Source organism: Mesorhizobium sp. M0983 (assembly GCF_040318975.1).
Lineage (GTDB): Bacteria > Pseudomonadota > Alphaproteobacteria > Rhizobiales > Rhizobiaceae > Mesorhizobium.
The window spans coordinates 360,766-376,368 of record NZ_JAMYNH010000004.1 but is presented as its reverse complement, the minus strand read 5'-3'; the positions used below and the strand labels follow the sequence as shown (position 1 = coordinate 376,368).

At 64.9% G+C, this 15,603-nt stretch carries 17 protein-coding genes and 1 pseudogene; all 18 read left to right on the top strand.

Annotation, left to right across the window (positions count from 1 at the left end):
• Positions 1 to 354 precede the first annotated feature (354 nt).
• The 18 genes and pseudogenes from NKH71_RS11075 (at position 355) to NKH71_RS10990 (ending at position 15,506) form a co-directional block, all read left to right on the top strand.
• Positions 355 to 621, top strand: coding sequence for a DUF6117 family protein (locus NKH71_RS11075; protein WP_352894941.1), 267 nt, complete (start codon positions 355 to 357; stop codon positions 619 to 621).
• A gap of 172 nt (positions 622 to 793) precedes the next feature.
• Positions 794 to 5,101, top strand: coding sequence for a strawberry notch-like NTP hydrolase domain-containing protein (locus NKH71_RS11070; RefSeq protein ID WP_352894939.1), 4,308 nt, complete (start codon positions 794 to 796; stop codon positions 5,099 to 5,101).
• Complete coding sequence (locus NKH71_RS11065; RefSeq protein WP_352894996.1) at positions 5,101 to 6,135, top strand: DUF7146 domain-containing protein; 1,035 nt, start codon at positions 5,101 to 5,103, stop codon at positions 6,133 to 6,135. The genes NKH71_RS11070 and NKH71_RS11065 overlap by 1 nt, the downstream gene beginning before the upstream one ends.
• 341 nt (positions 6,136 to 6,476) lie before the next feature.
• A complete protein-coding gene (locus tag NKH71_RS11060; protein ID WP_352894937.1) occupies positions 6,477 to 7,403 on the top strand; it encodes a DUF2493 domain-containing protein in 927 nt (308 codons plus the stop codon).
• A 58-nt stretch (positions 7,404 to 7,461) separates the two neighbouring features.
• Positions 7,462 to 7,917: a hypothetical protein gene (locus NKH71_RS11055; protein ID WP_352894936.1), complete on the top strand. Its 456-nt coding sequence runs from the start codon at positions 7,462 to 7,464 to the stop codon at positions 7,915 to 7,917.
• 204 nt (positions 7,918 to 8,121) lie between these two features.
• The gene (locus NKH71_RS11050; protein ID WP_352627450.1) at positions 8,122 to 8,289 is read left to right on the top strand and encodes a hypothetical protein; all 168 of its coding nucleotides are present in this window, start codon (positions 8,122 to 8,124) and stop codon (positions 8,287 to 8,289) included.
• A gap of 134 nt (positions 8,290 to 8,423) precedes the next feature.
• Positions 8,424 to 8,864: a hypothetical protein gene (locus NKH71_RS11045; protein WP_352894934.1), complete on the top strand. Its 441-nt coding sequence runs from the start codon at positions 8,424 to 8,426 to the stop codon at positions 8,862 to 8,864.
• 604 nt (positions 8,865 to 9,468) lie between these two features.
• Positions 9,469 to 9,795, top strand: coding sequence for a DUF736 domain-containing protein (locus NKH71_RS11040; RefSeq protein WP_352894933.1), 327 nt, complete (start codon positions 9,469 to 9,471; stop codon positions 9,793 to 9,795).
• 176 nt (positions 9,796 to 9,971) lie between these two features.
• Complete coding sequence (locus tag NKH71_RS11035; protein ID WP_352894932.1) at positions 9,972 to 10,232, top strand: DNA -binding domain-containing protein; 261 nt, start codon at positions 9,972 to 9,974, stop codon at positions 10,230 to 10,232.
• 134 nt (positions 10,233 to 10,366) lie between these two features.
• Complete coding sequence (locus tag NKH71_RS11030) at positions 10,367 to 10,570, top strand: transcriptional regulator domain-containing protein (protein WP_352894931.1); 204 nt, start codon at positions 10,367 to 10,369, stop codon at positions 10,568 to 10,570.
• A 16-nt stretch (positions 10,571 to 10,586) separates the two neighbouring features.
• Positions 10,587 to 11,132, top strand: coding sequence for a DUF2285 domain-containing protein (locus tag NKH71_RS11025; protein ID WP_352894929.1), 546 nt, complete (start codon positions 10,587 to 10,589; stop codon positions 11,130 to 11,132).
• A 141-nt stretch (positions 11,133 to 11,273) separates the two neighbouring features.
• On the top strand, positions 11,274 to 11,555 hold the full coding sequence (locus NKH71_RS11020; RefSeq protein ID WP_352664840.1) for a helix-turn-helix transcriptional regulator: 282 nt from the start codon (positions 11,274 to 11,276) through the stop codon (positions 11,553 to 11,555).
• Positions 11,556 to 11,573: 18 nt separating this feature from the next.
• Positions 11,574 to 12,734 carry a replication initiator protein A gene (locus tag NKH71_RS11015; protein ID WP_352894927.1) on the top strand — a complete coding sequence of 387 codons (1,161 nt, stop codon included), beginning with the start codon at positions 11,574 to 11,576 and terminating at the stop codon, positions 12,732 to 12,734.
• Positions 12,731 to 12,988, top strand: a pseudogene (locus tag NKH71_RS33430) (hypothetical protein); the annotation flags it as partial. The gene NKH71_RS11015 and the pseudogene NKH71_RS33430, both read left to right, overlap by 4 nt.
• Positions 12,989 to 13,260: 272 nt before the next feature.
• Positions 13,261 to 13,782 (top strand): DUF2840 domain-containing protein, encoded by a 522-nt coding sequence (locus NKH71_RS11005; protein ID WP_352894925.1) that lies wholly within the window; start codon positions 13,261 to 13,263, stop codon positions 13,780 to 13,782.
• Entirely contained in the window at positions 13,779 to 14,324 is a 546-nt protein-coding gene (locus tag NKH71_RS11000; protein ID WP_352894923.1) for a S26 family signal peptidase, read from the top strand. The genes NKH71_RS11005 and NKH71_RS11000 overlap by 4 nt, the downstream gene beginning before the upstream one ends.
• A 69-nt stretch (positions 14,325 to 14,393) precedes the next feature.
• Positions 14,394 to 14,729: a DUF736 domain-containing protein gene (locus NKH71_RS10995; RefSeq protein ID WP_352894921.1), complete on the top strand. Its 336-nt coding sequence runs from the start codon at positions 14,394 to 14,396 to the stop codon at positions 14,727 to 14,729.
• A gap of 3 nt (positions 14,730 to 14,732) precedes the next feature.
• Positions 14,733 to 15,506 (top strand): lytic transglycosylase domain-containing protein, encoded by a 774-nt coding sequence (locus NKH71_RS10990; RefSeq protein ID WP_352894919.1) that lies wholly within the window; start codon positions 14,733 to 14,735, stop codon positions 15,504 to 15,506.
• Positions 15,507 to 15,603: the final 97 nt, after the last annotated feature.

Here is a 15,603-nt window from a genome sequence, read left to right as displayed (position 1 = left end):
GACACCCGACGTCGCGTGCCGATTTGCCATCGAGGACACTGACTGGTCGGGTCAGCGGGAGGATTGCGGAGTCCTCGGGCGAAACCCATGTCACCGGCATATGGGAGGGTGCCGGTGCCGCGTATCGTGGACAGGCCATTCCGGTTCCTGCACATTTTGGGGAAGCGGTGCAGCGCAAGGCCGCACAATTCGAACTCATGCTGGGCTTGCTCAAGATCATTGTCGGCGATGCTAAGGCCCGCCGACCGACGCCGCCGGGGTGGCTCGGCAAGGCGAATGGGCCATCGCGCGCGGCGAAGCGATCCTCGCGGGCGCCCGCGATCCAGTTGAACCCGGAGATGCGAAGGACTTGCCATGAGCATTCCCGACCATGCCCGCAGCAACTTCCAGACGCTGCTTCGTGCCGCCAGCGACGGCAACCTCGCGTTGATGGAATGCGCCGACGCGGCGACCGGGCAGCGGCGTTATGTAATCTGCGCGGTCGGGCGGGAGGGCGCGGACTACGTGTTCACGCCGTTCGGTCATCTTGCCGACGGCAATCCCTATGATGCCTACCTGCCGCCCGATCCCGACGACGCCAAAGGTTTCCTACAGAAGTCGGAGCCTGACGGCGAAATATGATCGAGATCGGTTGATACCGGCAAGCGCTCCACCTCATGGCGGGGCGCTTGTTTCATTTTAGCTTCGGCGGGACCTGAGAGGGAGAGGCGGGCCGGGATGGGTTTGAACCCGTGCGGTCCAGAGAGAGCGCCGCGCGGTTCGGTCCTGTCCCCGCTCTCCCGAGGTTCACACCATGTACATGATCTCGCCCGCTGCGGCCGCCCCTGCATCACGCCCACACACTGAAACCGCGGCCAGCATCTTCGCGGCCGCCGGCCTGTTGCTTCCCCATCTCGAACACGGCGAGCGTGTCGACGCGCCAAAGCTGCGGGCGGCGATGGAAGCCGCATTTGGCGCCTCCGACGCCGCCGGCGCCTGGGATTGGAAGCAGGCATACGATGCCTGCGAGGCCGCGACGGTCCTCTTCCTTCGCAAGTACGGAAAGGCGTTGTTCCGCAAAGCCGCGTCTCCGGCTCTCCGGCTTTCCGCACTGTCGAAAATCGCCGGGCTCATACCGACGCATACCCGCCGATCCGAAACCTTCCAGCAGTTCTCGACGCCGATCCCGCTCGGCTTGGTCGCGGCAACGGCCGCCGCCATTACGCCGGCCGACCGTGTGCTTGAGCCTTCGGCCGGCACCGGGCTGCTCGCCATCCTGGCCGAGATTGCCGGTGCCTCGCTCGTTCTCAACGAGCTTGCCGAGACGCGCGCGGAACTTCTCTCCTCCCTCTTTCCGGCCGTTCCCGTCAGCCGCTTCGACGCTGCTCAGATCGATGACCATCTCGATCCATGTGCCGTGCCGAGCGTGGTGCTGATGAACCCGCCCTTCTCCGTCATGGCCAATGTCGAGGGCCGCATGGCCGATGCGGCCTGGCGTCACATTGCTTCGGCGCTGGCGCGACTGGCTCCCGGCGGGCGGCTGGTAACGATCACTGGTGCGAACTTCTCGCCCGACCATCCGGCCTGGACCGCTGCCTTCACCCGCCTGCAGGAACGCGGCCGCGTCGTTTTCTCCGCCGCCGTCGACGGCTCGATCTATGCCAAGCATGGCACGACCTTCCCGACGCGCCTCACCGTCTTCGATCGGCTGCCGGCCGACGATCCCACCGTCTTCCCGGCTGCTCCCGACGTCGCGCCCGACGCAGCGACGCTACTCGAGTGGGTCAGCGAGCTCTTGCCCGCACGGATGCCGGTCGACCTGCCCGCTGTCGCAGCTCCCAATTCGTCAGTGGTCGCACCTCGGCCCGCGCGCGGCCATCTTGCTCGCACGGCGAGGGCAACACCGCGGCCATCTCTCGCCGAGCCGGAGGCCGCCGAGCTCACCTATGAAGCGGTGGATTGGCATCCCGCTGAGGGGGGCCACATCACCGATTCCATCTACGAGAACTACGCGCTTCAGGCGATCCGCATTCCCGCCTCTCAGGCGCATCCGACCCAACTCGTGCAGTCGGCGGCGATGGCCTCGGTGGCCCCGCCAAAGCCGAGTTACCGGCCGCGCCTGCCCGAGAACATTCTCGAACTGCTCTCGGATGCGCAGCTCGAAACCGTGATCTATGCGGGCGAGGCCCATACCGAATATCTCGCCGGCGGCTGGACGGTCGACGACACTTTCGACGTGGTGAGCGCCGCAGCCGATGACGCCGCGGGTTCGGCCCGCTTCCGGCAGGGGTTCATGATTGGGGACGGCACTGGCGTAGGCAAAGGCCGGGAATCCGCGGCCGTCATCCTTGACAACTGGATGCAGGGCCGCCGCAAGGCTGTGTGGATCAGCAAGTCCGACAAACTGATCGAGGACGCGCAGCGCGACTGGTCGGCGCTCGGCATGGAGCGCTTGCTGATCACGCCGCTCTCCCGCTTCCCGCAGGGCAAGCCAATCACGCTGGCGCAGAGCATCCTATTCACCACCTATGCCACGCTGCGCAGCGACGACCGCGGCGAGAAGGTTTCGCGGGTCAAGCAGATCGTCGAATGGTTGGGGTCAGATTTCGATGGAGTCATCATCTTCGACGAAGCCCACGCCATGCAGAATGCCGGTGGCGGCAAAAGCGAACGGGGTGATGCCGCCCCCTCGCAGCAGGGCCGTGCCGGCCTGAGGCTGCAGCATGCGCTGCCAAATGCCCGCATCGTTTATGTCTCGGCCACCGGCGCCACCACCGTTCACAATCTCGCCTATGCCCAGCGGCTCGGCCTCTGGGGCGGCGAGCATTTTCCGTTCTCGACGCGGGCCGAATTCGTCGAGGCGATCGAGGCCGGCGGCGTCGCGGCGATGGAAGTGCTGGCGCTCGACCTCCGCGCGCTCGGCCTCTACACCGCCCGCTCGCTTTCCTTCAACGGCGTCGAATACGAGCTGGTCGAGCATGAGCTGACGCCGGAACAGGTCCGCATCTACGATGCCTATGCTGGCGCCTTCGGCATCATTCACAACAATCTCGATGCGGCCATGCAGGCGGCCAACATTACCGGCAGCACCGGCACGCTCAATGCCCAGGCCAAGTCGGCCGCCCGCAGCGCCTTTGAATCCGCCAAGCAGCGATTCTTCGGTCATCTCCTGACGTCGATGAAGACGCCGACCCTGATCCGGTCGATCACCCGCGATCTGGAGCAGGGCCACTCGGCAATCATCCAGATCGTCTCGACCGGTGAGGCGCTGATGGAAAGGCGGCTGGCCGAACTGCCGACCGAGGAATGGAACGATGTTCGCGTCGACATCACGCCGCGTGAATATGTCCTCGACTACCTCGCCCATTCCTTCCCGGTGCAGCTCTACGAGCCGTTCACCGATAGCGAAGGCAATCTGTCGTCGCGGCCGGTCTATCGCGATGGCCAGCCGGTCGAAAGCCGGGAGGCGGTCGCCCGGCGCGACGAACTGATCGCCAGGCTTGCCAGCCTGCCGCCCGTGCCCGGCGCGCTCGACCAAATCGTGCAGCATTTCGGGGTGGACATCGTGGCCGAGGTAACCGGCCGCTCACGCCGCATCGTGCGCAAGGGCGAGCGCCTGATCGTCGAGAACCGAGCAGGGTCGGCCAACCTCGCCGAGGCACAGGCCTTCATGGACGATCTCAAGCGCGTTCTGGTGTTCTCCGACGCTGGCGGGACTGGTCGCTCGTACCATGCCGAACTCTCGGTCCGGAACAGGCGCCTGCGCGTCCACTACCTACTCGAGGCCGGCTGGAAGGCCGATACCGCCATCCAGGGTCTGGGCCGCACGCATCGCACCAACCAGGCGCAGCCGCCGCTCTTCCGGCCGATCTCGACCAATGTGAAGGCGGAAAAGCGCTTCCTCTCGACGATTGCGCGCCGCCTCGATACGCTTGGTGCAATCACCCGCGGCCAGCGGCAGACCGGCGGCCAGGGGCTGTTCCGGCCCGAGGACAACCTCGAAAGCCACTATGCCCGCGATGCCTTGCGGCAGCTCTACCTGCTCATCGTGCGCGGCAAGGTCGATGGTTGCCCACTTGAGCGTTTCGAGGCGGCGACCGGTCTCAAACTCATGGACGCCAGTGGCGTCAAGGATGAGCTGCCGCCGATCACCACCTTCCTGAACCGGCTGCTGGCGCTGACTATCGAGCTGCAGGGCGTGCTGTTCGGCGCGTTCGAGCAGCTTCTGGCGGCTCGGATCGATGGCGCCATCGCCTCAGGCACCTATGACACCGGCCTGGAGACCCTGCGGGCCGATAGCTTCGTCGTCACCAACCGGCAGGTGATCTACACCCATCCGCGCACCGGCGCCGAAACGCGGCTGCTGACGATCATTGAACGCAAGCGCAATCGGCCAGTCACGCTCGATGCAGCGCTCGATCGTCTCAACGATCCGCGCGCCATGCTGCTCATCAACGAGCAGTCCGGTCGGGCCGCGGTGCAGATCCCGACCACCAGCGTCATGCTTGATGACGGCGAGGTCGAGCGGCGGGTCCGCCTTATCCGCCCGATGGATGCCCAGACCATGCCGTTGAGGATGATGGGCGAGACCCGATGGGTAGAGGCAGATCGTGGGGTGTTCGCCACGGCATGGACAGCGGAGGTCGCTGAGGTGCCGAAGCTTTCGAACTCGGTGCTGCACATGGTCACCGGCCTGTTGTTGCCGATCTGGAAGCGCCTTCCGAATGAGTCAACACGGGTCTATCGGCTTCAGACCGACGAGGGCGCGCGCATCATCGGCCGCCGCGTCTCCCCGGCTTGGGCAGCCAACGCCACCGCGACCGGCGTTGCAACGCTCTCGCCAGAGGCGGCGTTCACGGCTCTGCTGGACGGCCGGACCATCCTTGATCTTGCCGAGGGTCTCCAGCTTCGCCGCAGCCGCATCATGGGCGTCTGGCGCATCGAATTGTCCGGTTTCACCGACGCGATGCGCGAGCGTCTGACAGCTTATGGCCTGTTCCACGAGATCATCTCGTGGAAACTCAGGATGTTCGTGCCGATCGATGGCAACGGCCTCTCCGTTCTCGAACGCGTCCTCGATTGCTTCCCGATCGAGCGCGTCAGTGAGCGGGAGGTCGCATGATGCCGCGTCATGATGCATCCGACCTCGCACATCGCCTCGGCGAACATGCCGAGGCGGTGTGCCGTCATTACCTCTCCAACGGTCGCCGCCAGGGCAACTATTGGACCGTCGGCGACGTCCGCAACGCGCGGGGCCGCTCGATGTTTGTCCGGCTCAAGGACTCCCAGAAAGGACCGCCGGGGAAGTGGACCGACGCCGCTACCGGCGAGCATGGCGACCTGCTCGATGTCATTCGTGAATCCCTCGGACTGGTCAACTTCCGGGACGTCGCCGACGAGGCGCGCGTGTTTCTCGCTATGCCAGATGCCATGCCACCCCGACCGGCCGAGCCGATCACGCAGGTCCCCATTGGATCTCCGGAAGCAGCTAGCCGACTGGTCGCCATGTCGGAGCCCATTATCGGCACCCTCGTGGAAACGTATTTGCGTGGACGTAGCATTACGACTTTGTACGGCACCGGATCGCTGCGGTTCCATCCGCGCTGCTACTACCGGCCAGACGATCATGGACCGACCGAGACCTTGCCGGCGATGATCGCCGCTGTCACCGACCTCGATGGACATCTGACCGGCGCGCACCGCACCTGGCTCGCACCGGACGGCACGGGCAAGGCACTCGTCGACACACCGCGTCGGGCAATGGGTGACCTTCTCGGTCATGCCGTCCGCTTCGGCGTACCCGGCAGCGTTATGGCGGCAGGCGAAGGCATCGAGACGACGCTATCGCTCAGATGCGCCTTGCCCGACATGGCGATGGCGGCAGCACTCTCGGCAGCCCATCTTGCTGCCATCCTGTTCCCGCCGAACCTGCAGCGGCTCTATGTCATCCGCGACAACGATCCGGCCGGTGACGGTGCCCGAGACAGCCTGCTCGAGCGCGCGACGGACGCCGGAATCGAGGCAATCGTGCTGTCGCCGGAGACGGAGGACTTCAACGAAGACCTCCGCCATTTCGGACTTGCCGCCTTCCGAGCTTCGATTGCGGACCAGCTCATGCGCACGGACCGCTTCCGCTACCTGAAGCGGGTTGCATGAGCCGGTAGGGGAAGCGTGCGGCGCAGGGTGCCGGCGGTGTCGCATGGATGCGGGACCGCCGGTAGAAAACCGCGACCCGGCCTTCGAGAGGGCGATCGGCCCACAAGCGGGCCGGCCAGACAATGGCGGCGGCCGACTATTTTCCGGCGGCGCGCGAATACTCGCGAATGGCAGCGATTGGTCGCGACGCCTTTCCATCGCGAGGCAAAATAGCCGGCTGCCGCCATCCTCCGCTGCGCTCCGGCCCTCCGCTTCGCTGCGGGTGTCGGGCCAACCCGCCCGTGGGCTTTCGTCGCCATGAAGGCCGCGAGGGTCGCGGTCAGACCGACGGGAGCATCCCCATGGGCGAGCATGACGACACCGAACCGCACCACACCACTTCTCCGACCGATCACATCCTCACCGAACTCCAGCTCTATGGCTGGCGCCCCCATCCGGACGAGCCCGATCCGCGACCACTCCCCGGTGGCGACCACGTGGCCGGGGCCGTGGCCGACATCTTTGACGCCCTCATCGCCACCCTGGCTGACACGCGCCTCGAACCCGACCTCGATGACCTGCTCTGGTCCGTCACCAATGTCTTCCACCGAGGTGTACAACGGATCGAGCGGCAACTGGACGACAACGAGCAGGCCCAGCGCCGCCTGCAGCACGAACAGGACGGCACCGAGATCAGGGCGGTCGAACTCGAAAACCTCATCGCCCAGGGCCAGACCATGATCGAACGGCGCGACGCCTTCGAACTCATGCGTGACCAGGCCGCCGACCACTACGATCAGTACACCGGCTCGGCCTGGCGACCGCGCGCGGGGTCAATGGTCAACCACCACCATCTCACCGCCGCAATGATCGACAGCCGCGACTTCCTCGCGGCCAAGCGGCGCGCGGAAACCGAGGCCATGTTGCCCGCCGGCCCCAAGATCGCCTTCTCAGGCGGCGATACCGCCGATCACAAGCTGATATGGGCAAAGCTCGACCAAATCCGCGCCAAGCACCCCGACATGGTGCTGATGCACGGCGGATCACCGAAAGGCGCCGAAAAGATCGCCGCCCGCTGGGCCGATCATCGCAAGGTGCCGCAGGTCGCCTTCAAGCCCGACTGGGCCAAACATGCCAAGGCCGCTCCCTTCAAACGCAACGATCAGATGTTGGCGGTCATGCCGATCGGCGTCATCATCTTTCCGGGCACCGGCATTCAGGAGAACCTCGCGGACAAGGCCCGCAAGCTCGGCATCCCGGTCTATCGGCTCGGCAACGGCGGCGCGTAAGCGCCGTCGGACCTACTGGCCAAACAAATACCCGGGTAGGCATGGCATCCTTCAAGCCATGTCGCTCGTTTCCTTTCCCGAAAACTTCACGCCGGACATCGCGCTCGCCGACGCCTTCTTACGCAATGCCGCCGCCCACCTTGATGGCGCTGACTGGGCGGCGGATCTAGGCAGGCACAATGCGGCCCTTCACGCCATCGCCATCGCCATTGAATTGCTCCTGAAGTCGCATCTTCTCAGAACAGCGACCGACGATTGCTGGAACCGCCGCCATATCGGGCACGATCTCGGCAAGGCGGCTCTTTACGCCGAGAGAGCTGGATTGGGCCTGCCACCGCGACTGCACAGCGTCATCGCCCAGCTTCATCCTCATTTTCAGCGTGGCGGCTTCCAACGGGACCCATCGCGTTCATGGCCGTCCGGTTTCTCGCTCGACGCCCGCCACATCGCGCGCCGGCTTGCTCAGACTCTCACGGAACATGAGCGTCGCGCCAACGACGCCCGGTGCTCCTGACTTGAAGATGACCACACCCCGCGATCCATTGCGCTGATCCTTGGCCCAGCCGACGGCCTGACGCCATCAACCGGCAAGGGGTCGGACTACGCGAAGCGTGCCGCCGCTCCGGCTTCGCCTTCGCGGTGATTGCGGCCATCGGCCGGACACATCGGGCGCCTGTCAGCGGGGGAGGGTCCTCCGCTTCAAACAGGAGCCGGATCGATGTCCTTCGCCGACGCACATGCCTTCGCCTTCAGCCTCGCCGCCACTCTCATGGTCACCATCGTCATCTTTCGTGCCGGCGACGGCACTCTCTCGGTCGTGCCGGCGAACGAGTATGACGGCGAAGACACCGCCATCATCGGCGAAGTCGACCCGTTCGCCCCATGACGGGGCGAACATTGCCGCTGGCGAAACAGAGCTTCGGCAGTTTTCGCCCGTGGTTTTCGTTGCTATGCTCTGCGCTGCGCCGAGGTGGTGGTGGAAGGCGCAATCGCCAGAGCTATTCTCTCGGAGACACCACCATGATCATCCTCGGCATGTTCGTTTGTATCGCGGCCATCGGCATCCTGTGCTGGTTGCTCTTCACGCTTGCTATCTTCGCCCTTCCGTTGTTCGTCGGGGTCAGCGCAGGCACGTGGGCATTCAACACCGGTGCCGGCTGGCTTGGCGCGATCCTCGTCGGTAGCCTCGCAGCCGGGTTGACGCTCGGCGTCGGCCAAATCATCCTCGGCGTTATCAGCCCCATGTGGGCCAAGCTGGCGATCACGCTGGTCTTCATCGCGCCTGCGATCGTTGCCGGCTACCATGCCTCCCATGGCATCGCGAAGCACATGATGCCTTCGGAAACCTGGCAGATCGTCTTTTCCGTCATTGGCGCGACCGCCGTCGGCGTCACGGCATATCTCCGGGTCGCGGGCATGACAGCCGCCGACCAATCCGGCAGGGACGTGGTTCGAGCCTAGACCCGCGCGGGCGACGCGGGCGGACCAGACCGACGAAGGCCTAGCCACCTCATTATCGGTGGTTGGAGCAATCGGGTTCCATGCCAGGATCGAGCAACGGCCACGTGCCGGCGCGGCCCCGTCTGTGGACTTGGACTTTCTTCGGTCGATGCCCATGGCAGACCGACCAGTCGGTAGCAGGACGGCAGCGCGCGCGGTGGCGGGGCGTTGCAGGTGCGCGGAATCTGTGCCTGGAATGCGTTATGCCGGTGAAGCTTGTAGCGATCTGCCGGAGGCGCGTTGCAACGTCTCCGTTGCCAATCTGTCCCAAGAGCGCTCCAAACGGCCTCTTCAATGGGCTGATCTGGCCGAAGGACGGGTGAAGCCTCGACCGCCTAGGCCGCAACGGCGCGTCTCGACTTTCTTCCCCTGCCGGCGCCCACCCCATGCCGCAAGCGCATGGGGACCCCGAGCGCCGCCATTCCTCGCGAGACAAGAAAGCCGTTCCAGCGCCGTCCTCCGCGTTGCTCCGGTCGCAAGCGATGCGTCGTCGGTCGCCTCCGGCCAACCGATCGCCATCGAGGCCGCATGGTGCGGGCTCGGGAACAGAAAACGGAGACTTACAATGGCTACCATCGGCACCTTCAAGAAGACCACCGCGAACGAATTCACCGGTGAAATTGTCACCCTTAGCGTCCAGGCCAAGAACGTGCGCATCGTCCCAGACACCCGCGCCACTGGCGAGAACGCTCCGAGCCACCGGGTGCTGGTCGGCCGCGCCGAGATCGGCGCCGCCTGGTCGAAGACCTCCAACGAGGGCCGCGACTACCTGGGTCTCAAGCTCGACGATCCGAGTTTCAACGCTCCGATCTACGCCAACCTCTTCAACGACGAGGAAGGTGAGGGTTTCTCGCTCATCTGGTCCCGCCCGAACGCGCGGCGGGGTGACTGAGGACCGCGCAGGCCCCGGCCGGAAGGCCGGGGCCTTCTTCCGCGCAGGTCCGGTTCGGTTCACTCAAGCCGAGAGCGATGCCGAAACCGCATCGCCTGATGCTTGTCAACTATCCTCCGTCGGCGCGGTGGATTCTGTAAAATGCAGGCTTTCACTCTGTGAAGACGAGGCAAGCTATGATCGAGCCGTTTGACGAAACCGCGCCGACCAGTGACGAACTCACCGAATACGATCGGGAACACATCAAGCTCTATGTGCGCCTGCTTGACGCCGCCGACGACGGTGCGGACTGGCGCGAGGTGGTTGAAATCCTCTTCGGCATTGATCTGACGAAGGAGCCACAACGCGCCCGGCGCATCCACGACAGCCATCTGGCGCGAGCGCGCTGGATGGCGCGTGCAGGCTACCGTCATCTCTTGCGTCGACCCGGCAACTAGCACCGCAGCGCCTGTGGTTCGCGGGTGATGCCGAAGTGGCATCACCCGATGCCCGGCAAGGGTCTTCCGCCAATCGGTACAACCCGGAATCGTTTGGAGGCGGGGTCTACGCGTTGTTTGCGAGGAGCTCTTGGATGAGGCCGGATACGTCGCATTGGCGAGACAATGCCAGCTATGATTATTTCGATACATTACCCATCGAAGGGCTCGCCTGGGAGTGTCTGCGGCGTCACGAACCCTATCAACGGCACTACCAAGCGCTCCTGACCACAAGATCCGAAAAAGCACCCTTCCACCGTAAGGCACAGCGGCTGTGGGGGTTGCGATTTCCCGGCTAGGCCAGATTTGTCCGCCTTGGCGCAAGACGTTCTGTGGTCGCCTGACGTCGATCCAGCTGTGGTTTCTCTCGTGCCGGCGCCGGAATTCCTGTCGTCCTTGCGATCGGCGCCGTTGACCGGCCTGGGCGTGGTCCACGACAGCCCGGAAGGACGCCACACTGTCCATAGTGCAGGTGTCGCGACCCAACTTCTCCTTCTGCCCGGCAGTGACCCGCACGGCCACCTGGCGGCGCTGATCCCCTTGGATGCAGAAACGCTGGGACGGATCGAAGCACTCACCCGTTTCTGGCGTTCCTGGCAAAGGCGCCCAACAGCTTCGGACACGCGGATGACACCACAGCAGCGACGCCGCTTTCGTCTGATGATGCAGGCCGCTGACGGCCACTCGAATGGCGCGAGCTACCGCGACATTGCCGTCGCCCTTTACGGGTCTAAGCGCGTCGCTGCCGATCCTTGGAAAACCTCCGCACTGCGCGATGCGGTGATCGGCCTGGTCGAAGGCGCCACCGCCATGATCGGCGGCGGCTATTTGCAGATCCTGCGTCATCGCCGCCGATCGTAGCGGTTGTGACACTGGACAGGGGGGTGGGATTTTAGCCTCCCTCAACTTCCCCATCCCTTGCGAACCCCATTCTCCGCCACCGTGGTCGCCGTCCACCGCTGAACGCCAGCGGCTGCCCAAAACCCCACGGAGGTCCGACCCATGCGACCCGATATCGCCGTTTTGCCGCCGCGCTTCCTGCGCACCAAGGAAGCCGCGGATTTCCTCAGCTTGTCCGCCCGCACGCTCGAAAAGCACCGTACTTATGGCACTGGTCCGGCCTACCGAAAGCTCGGCGGTCGTGTCGTCTATGCCGTCGACGATCTTCAGGCTTGGGCCGAACGCGGCGCCGTCACCTCTACATCCGATCCGCGTGGGTCGGTCCTGCCGGCCAAGCGTCATACACCGACGCCGCCGGCGCATGGCGGACGATACGCACGCTGATCGCGCGCAGATTTCCAGATGGTGGTGCGAAACCAAACCCTTTCGGAGCGCGGGCAGCTCGACCTGTTCCGGGCGCTGCCTGGCGACTTCGCCCCACGAGACGCGCAGGATCTCATGGCCTATCCGTTCTTCTCCCTTTCCAAGACTCATCGCATCACCCCGATCGATTTTGCCGCCGGCAGCGTCACGATCCGGGTCGAGGCCGTACCCGATCACGGCATGGCGACCATCTGGGACGCCGACATCCTGATCTGGGCCGCCAGCCAGATCGTCGAGGCGCGTGACACCGGGCTTCGCACCTCGCGGCTGATGGCCGCCACGCCCTATGAGATTCTCACCTTCGTCGGCCGAGGCAAGAGCCTGCGCGACTATCAACGCCTGAAGGCAGCGCTCGACCGGCTGCAGTCGACGACCGTCTCGACGACCATCCGTCAGCCCGCCGAAGGCCGGCGCCACCGCTTCTCTTGGATCAATGAGTGGCAGGAGCGCATCGACCGCCATGGCAAGCCCGCGGGGATCGAGTTGATCGTACCCGACTGGTTCTACCACGCGGTTCTCGATGACGCGCTCGTGCTGACAATCGATCGCGGCTACTTCGACCTGACCGGCGGGCTGGAGCGTTGGCTCTATCGGCTGGTGCGCAAGCATGGCGGACGCCAGCGCGACGGCTGGCGCTTCGACTTCCGACACCTTCACCAGAAATCCGGCAGCCTGTCGCCCTACAAGCGCTTTACCTTCGAGCTGCGCGACATCATCCGCCGCCAGCCGCTGCCCGGCTACACCCTTGCGTTGGAAGTGGAGATTGGCGGCCGGACGCTGCTCGCCTTCGAGCGGATCGCGTCCTGTGCAAAGCCTGTGGAAGGCCTCGTGCTATCGGGAACCGGAACTATCGTGCCATCGGGAACCGCGGGCTCGTGCTATCAGGAACCCAAACGGGGCCTAACCTCCGGAACGCAAAGTCGAAATCGCGCCCTTAACTTAGACTCTAACCCTGATTCTAACCTTGAAGCGCGCGCGCGTGGTGTGCAAAGGCTCATCCGACGAACCAGCGACGCGCTCAGCATAGACACCGACAAGACCTCGAATGCGCCATCGGATTCTGACGGCAGCAGCACGGCAACCAACGCGTCCGAATCTCCGACTCCGCCTCTTGATCCACGCTCGGGAGGCCCCCGATGATCGTCGCGCTCCTCAATCAGAAGAGCTGTGTCGGCAAGGCGACTTTGACGTTGCATCTCGCCGGCGAATTGGCCTGTAAGGGAAATCGGGTCGCGCTGCTCGCCGCCCTCGTGCTGCTCAAGTGCAACCGTCGCCGTTCCACGGATTGGCGTTGGCAGAGATGCTGGCGCGTCTCCGCGAAGCGTGCATCTCCCGGCCCGAGCGGCGCGCATTTCGTCCTTGATGGCGATCGCACGGCAGCGCGAGAGACCGCTGCACCCGTGCGCGAGACCGAGGGGATCGCGCGACAGCAGTCCGGAATGCACTGCCGTGCATCGCGGCAGTCCGATCCTGATACGCGGATCAAGGCCGCTGTCGGCGCGTTGGGGACCGTCGTTCAGTCTGCCTTCATCGTGCGCCCGACCACCGACACGACGCCGCAGGTGCGCGACCGCATCGCCGCTTTCCAGCACGACGTCACCGACGCCGACATGCTGCGCGCGCGAGGCTCGCACGCGAATTTCCGACCACATCAGGAGAACCCCTCATGACTGGCATCGCGGCTTCTCGCGTGCGTGGCGCGTTCCCGGCCACACACCACGCCACTGACAATCTCGTCCATGTTGAACTGACCTGGGTCGAGAAGAGGCAAGAGAACTGGATACGGTTCGGCACGCACGCCAAGGAACAGATCGTCGACCGTCGCAGGCGCATCCTGTCCTATCGCCCCGGCACGGTCTTCGCCTTCGTGCGCTGGGCCGCGAACGACTTCGGAACGATCATCTCACGCATCGATATCGTGCGTGCGGTCACACGTGGCGAAGCCTATCAGACACTGCCCTTCGTGCGCCCGGGCGGCGACATCCTGCTGAAGGTCGAGAGCTGGCCCAAGGTCGAACGCGTGCTGCAGGCGATCGACGCCATCCAGCGCCTCGACATCGAGCCTGAGTTGGTGTCGCCCGATCATTGGCGGCACATCCACAACCGGATTACCGCCCGCCACGAACCGCGCAGCTACACACTCGACCAACATCGCGCCTTCCTCCTGCGCAAGAGGACCGAGCCGTGACGCGCGCCGGCATCATCCTCGCCAGTGTTCTCGCAACTATGGGCGTCGGCTATCCCGGCCTCACTTCGATGCCCACGAAGCTCATCTGGAATGCATCAGCTAGCGCACCGATCGGCTTCTACACGATCGACTTCCACCGGCCGTCCGAGGTCAGCGATCTTGTCGCCGTGGACGCGCCCGAGCCACTCGCTGCGTTCCTCGATGAGCGCGGCTATCTGCCGAGGGGCGTGCCACTCCTGAAGCGCATCCTTGGCGTATCCGGGCAACGGGTCTGTCGCTCGAACCTCACCATCACTGTCGATGGAATCGAGGCGGGCGCGGCGCTCGAGCGTGATCGGGCCGGCCGTGACCTTCCGGTCTGGCAGGGTTGCCGCCGCATCGCGACCGGCGAAGTCTTCCTGATGAACTGGCAGGTCCGCGACAGTCTCGACGGCCGCTACTTCGGCCTCACCTCCACCGCCCAGATCATCGGCCGCGCCGTCCCGCTGTGGACCGCCGAGGACGGCAACGGCCGCTTCGAATGGCGCGCGCCAACGCGGTGAGCGCGCGACCAGCGGCGCGCGTCGTGCCGCCAGCCTTCATCACCGCACGACTAGAAACAGGAGCCTGACATGCAACAGATCGGAGAGTTCACTCGCCAGAAGACTGGCTATAGCGGGCGCATCCACACGCTCAGCCTCAACCTGGATATCACCATCGTGGCGGCAGAGGCGAGCGAAACGGAGAATGCGCCTGACTACCGCATTCACGCCGGAAACGAGGACGGCCCCGAGATTGGCGCCGGCTGGAAACGCTCCAGCGAAAAGGCAGGCGACTATGTCTCGATCCAGCTCGACGACCCGACTTTCGCCCAGCCGATACGCGCGAACCTCTTTCGCAACGGCGACGACAAAACGTTCTGGTCGCTGCACTGGGCGCGCCCGCGCGACCGCAGCGAGAAGGATTGAACGATGCGCGCTCGCCGTTCTTCGACGAGCCATCGCGGTGCGTCCGGGCCGCTTCGTGCTGCCCGGCGCATGGCTCTGCTCCTCCTTTGCGGCCTGTCCATCGCCACCGTCATGCCGGCGGGGACAGTGGCGCAGGACTTGACCGTCGGGCGGTCGTCCCAAGCCGATCCGTTCAGCGCCCACATCAGCGAAGCCTCGCAACGCTTCGGCGTCTCGACTGCGCTGATCCGCGCCATCATGCGCAAGGAGAGTGCGGGCGACGCGCGCGCCGTCTCCAGCGCCGGCGCCCGCGGCTTAATGCAGATCATGCCCCGCACATGGGATGATCTGCGCGCCCGCTGGTCGCTTGGTCGTGATCCGTTCGATCCCCGCGACAACATCCTGGCTGGAACGGCTTACCTGCGCGAACTGCATGATCGCTACGGCTCGCCGGGATTTCTGGCCGCCTACAACGCGGGACCTGCACGATACCAAGCCTACCTCACTGGGCGTCCGTTGCCGGCCGAGACCCGCGCCTATGTCGCAGCACTTGCCCCGCTTGCCGGAGGTCGCGCAACCCTCCGCCCTTTCGAAGTCACGTCTGTCGAGGCCATTCCCTGGAAGCACGGCTCGCTCTTCGTCGGTCAGCCGGATCGCAAACAAGCTGTCGCTCTCGTGCCGACCGAGCGACCACCAAATGACGTGAACTCTGCACCCACCGTGCGCGATGTCTCCGCCATCGTGCCGCTGTCCGAAGGACTCTTCGTGGCGCGAGCGGGCGAAGGGATCCAGCCATGAGCGCGCATGGGCGTCTTCGCACAACCGCGAGTACCAGGGCACCGTGGCGTGGATGGAGGCGGAAGGTGGGCAGAACAACCGGAAGATGGCGAGATAA

Excerpts from the sequence above, each read along its gene's own strand:
- NKH71_RS11075 (WP_352894941.1), top strand. The coding sequence starts at position 355 with ATGAGCATTCCCGACCATGCCCGCAGCAACTTCCAGACGCTGCTTCGT.
- NKH71_RS10995 (WP_352894921.1), top strand. The coding sequence starts at position 14,394 with ATGCAACAGATCGGAGAGTTCACTCGCCAGAAGACTGGCTATAGCGGG.
- NKH71_RS11045 (WP_352894934.1), top strand. The coding sequence starts at position 8,424 with ATGATCATCCTCGGCATGTTCGTTTGTATCGCGGCCATCGGCATCCTG.
- NKH71_RS11035 (WP_352894932.1), top strand. The coding sequence starts at position 9,972 with ATGATCGAGCCGTTTGACGAAACCGCGCCGACCAGTGACGAACTCACC.
- NKH71_RS11060 (WP_352894937.1), top strand. The coding sequence starts at position 6,477 with ATGGGCGAGCATGACGACACCGAACCGCACCACACCACTTCTCCGACC.
- NKH71_RS11030 (WP_352894931.1), top strand. The coding sequence starts at position 10,367 with ATGAGGCCGGATACGTCGCATTGGCGAGACAATGCCAGCTATGATTAT.
- NKH71_RS11070 (WP_352894939.1), top strand. The coding sequence starts at position 794 with ATGTACATGATCTCGCCCGCTGCGGCCGCCCCTGCATCACGCCCACAC.
- NKH71_RS11065 (WP_352894996.1), top strand. The coding sequence starts at position 5,101 with ATGCCGCGTCATGATGCATCCGACCTCGCACATCGCCTCGGCGAACAT.
- NKH71_RS11040 (WP_352894933.1), top strand. The coding sequence starts at position 9,469 with ATGGCTACCATCGGCACCTTCAAGAAGACCACCGCGAACGAATTCACC.
- NKH71_RS11005 (WP_352894925.1), top strand. The coding sequence starts at position 13,261 with ATGACTGGCATCGCGGCTTCTCGCGTGCGTGGCGCGTTCCCGGCCACA.
- NKH71_RS10990 (WP_352894919.1), top strand. The coding sequence starts at position 14,733 with ATGCGCGCTCGCCGTTCTTCGACGAGCCATCGCGGTGCGTCCGGGCCG.
- NKH71_RS11020 (WP_352664840.1), top strand. The coding sequence starts at position 11,274 with ATGCGACCCGATATCGCCGTTTTGCCGCCGCGCTTCCTGCGCACCAAG.
- NKH71_RS11055 (WP_352894936.1), top strand. The coding sequence starts at position 7,462 with ATGTCGCTCGTTTCCTTTCCCGAAAACTTCACGCCGGACATCGCGCTC.
- NKH71_RS11015 (WP_352894927.1), top strand. The coding sequence starts at position 11,574 with ATGGTGGTGCGAAACCAAACCCTTTCGGAGCGCGGGCAGCTCGACCTG.
- NKH71_RS11050 (WP_352627450.1), top strand. The coding sequence starts at position 8,122 with ATGTCCTTCGCCGACGCACATGCCTTCGCCTTCAGCCTCGCCGCCACT.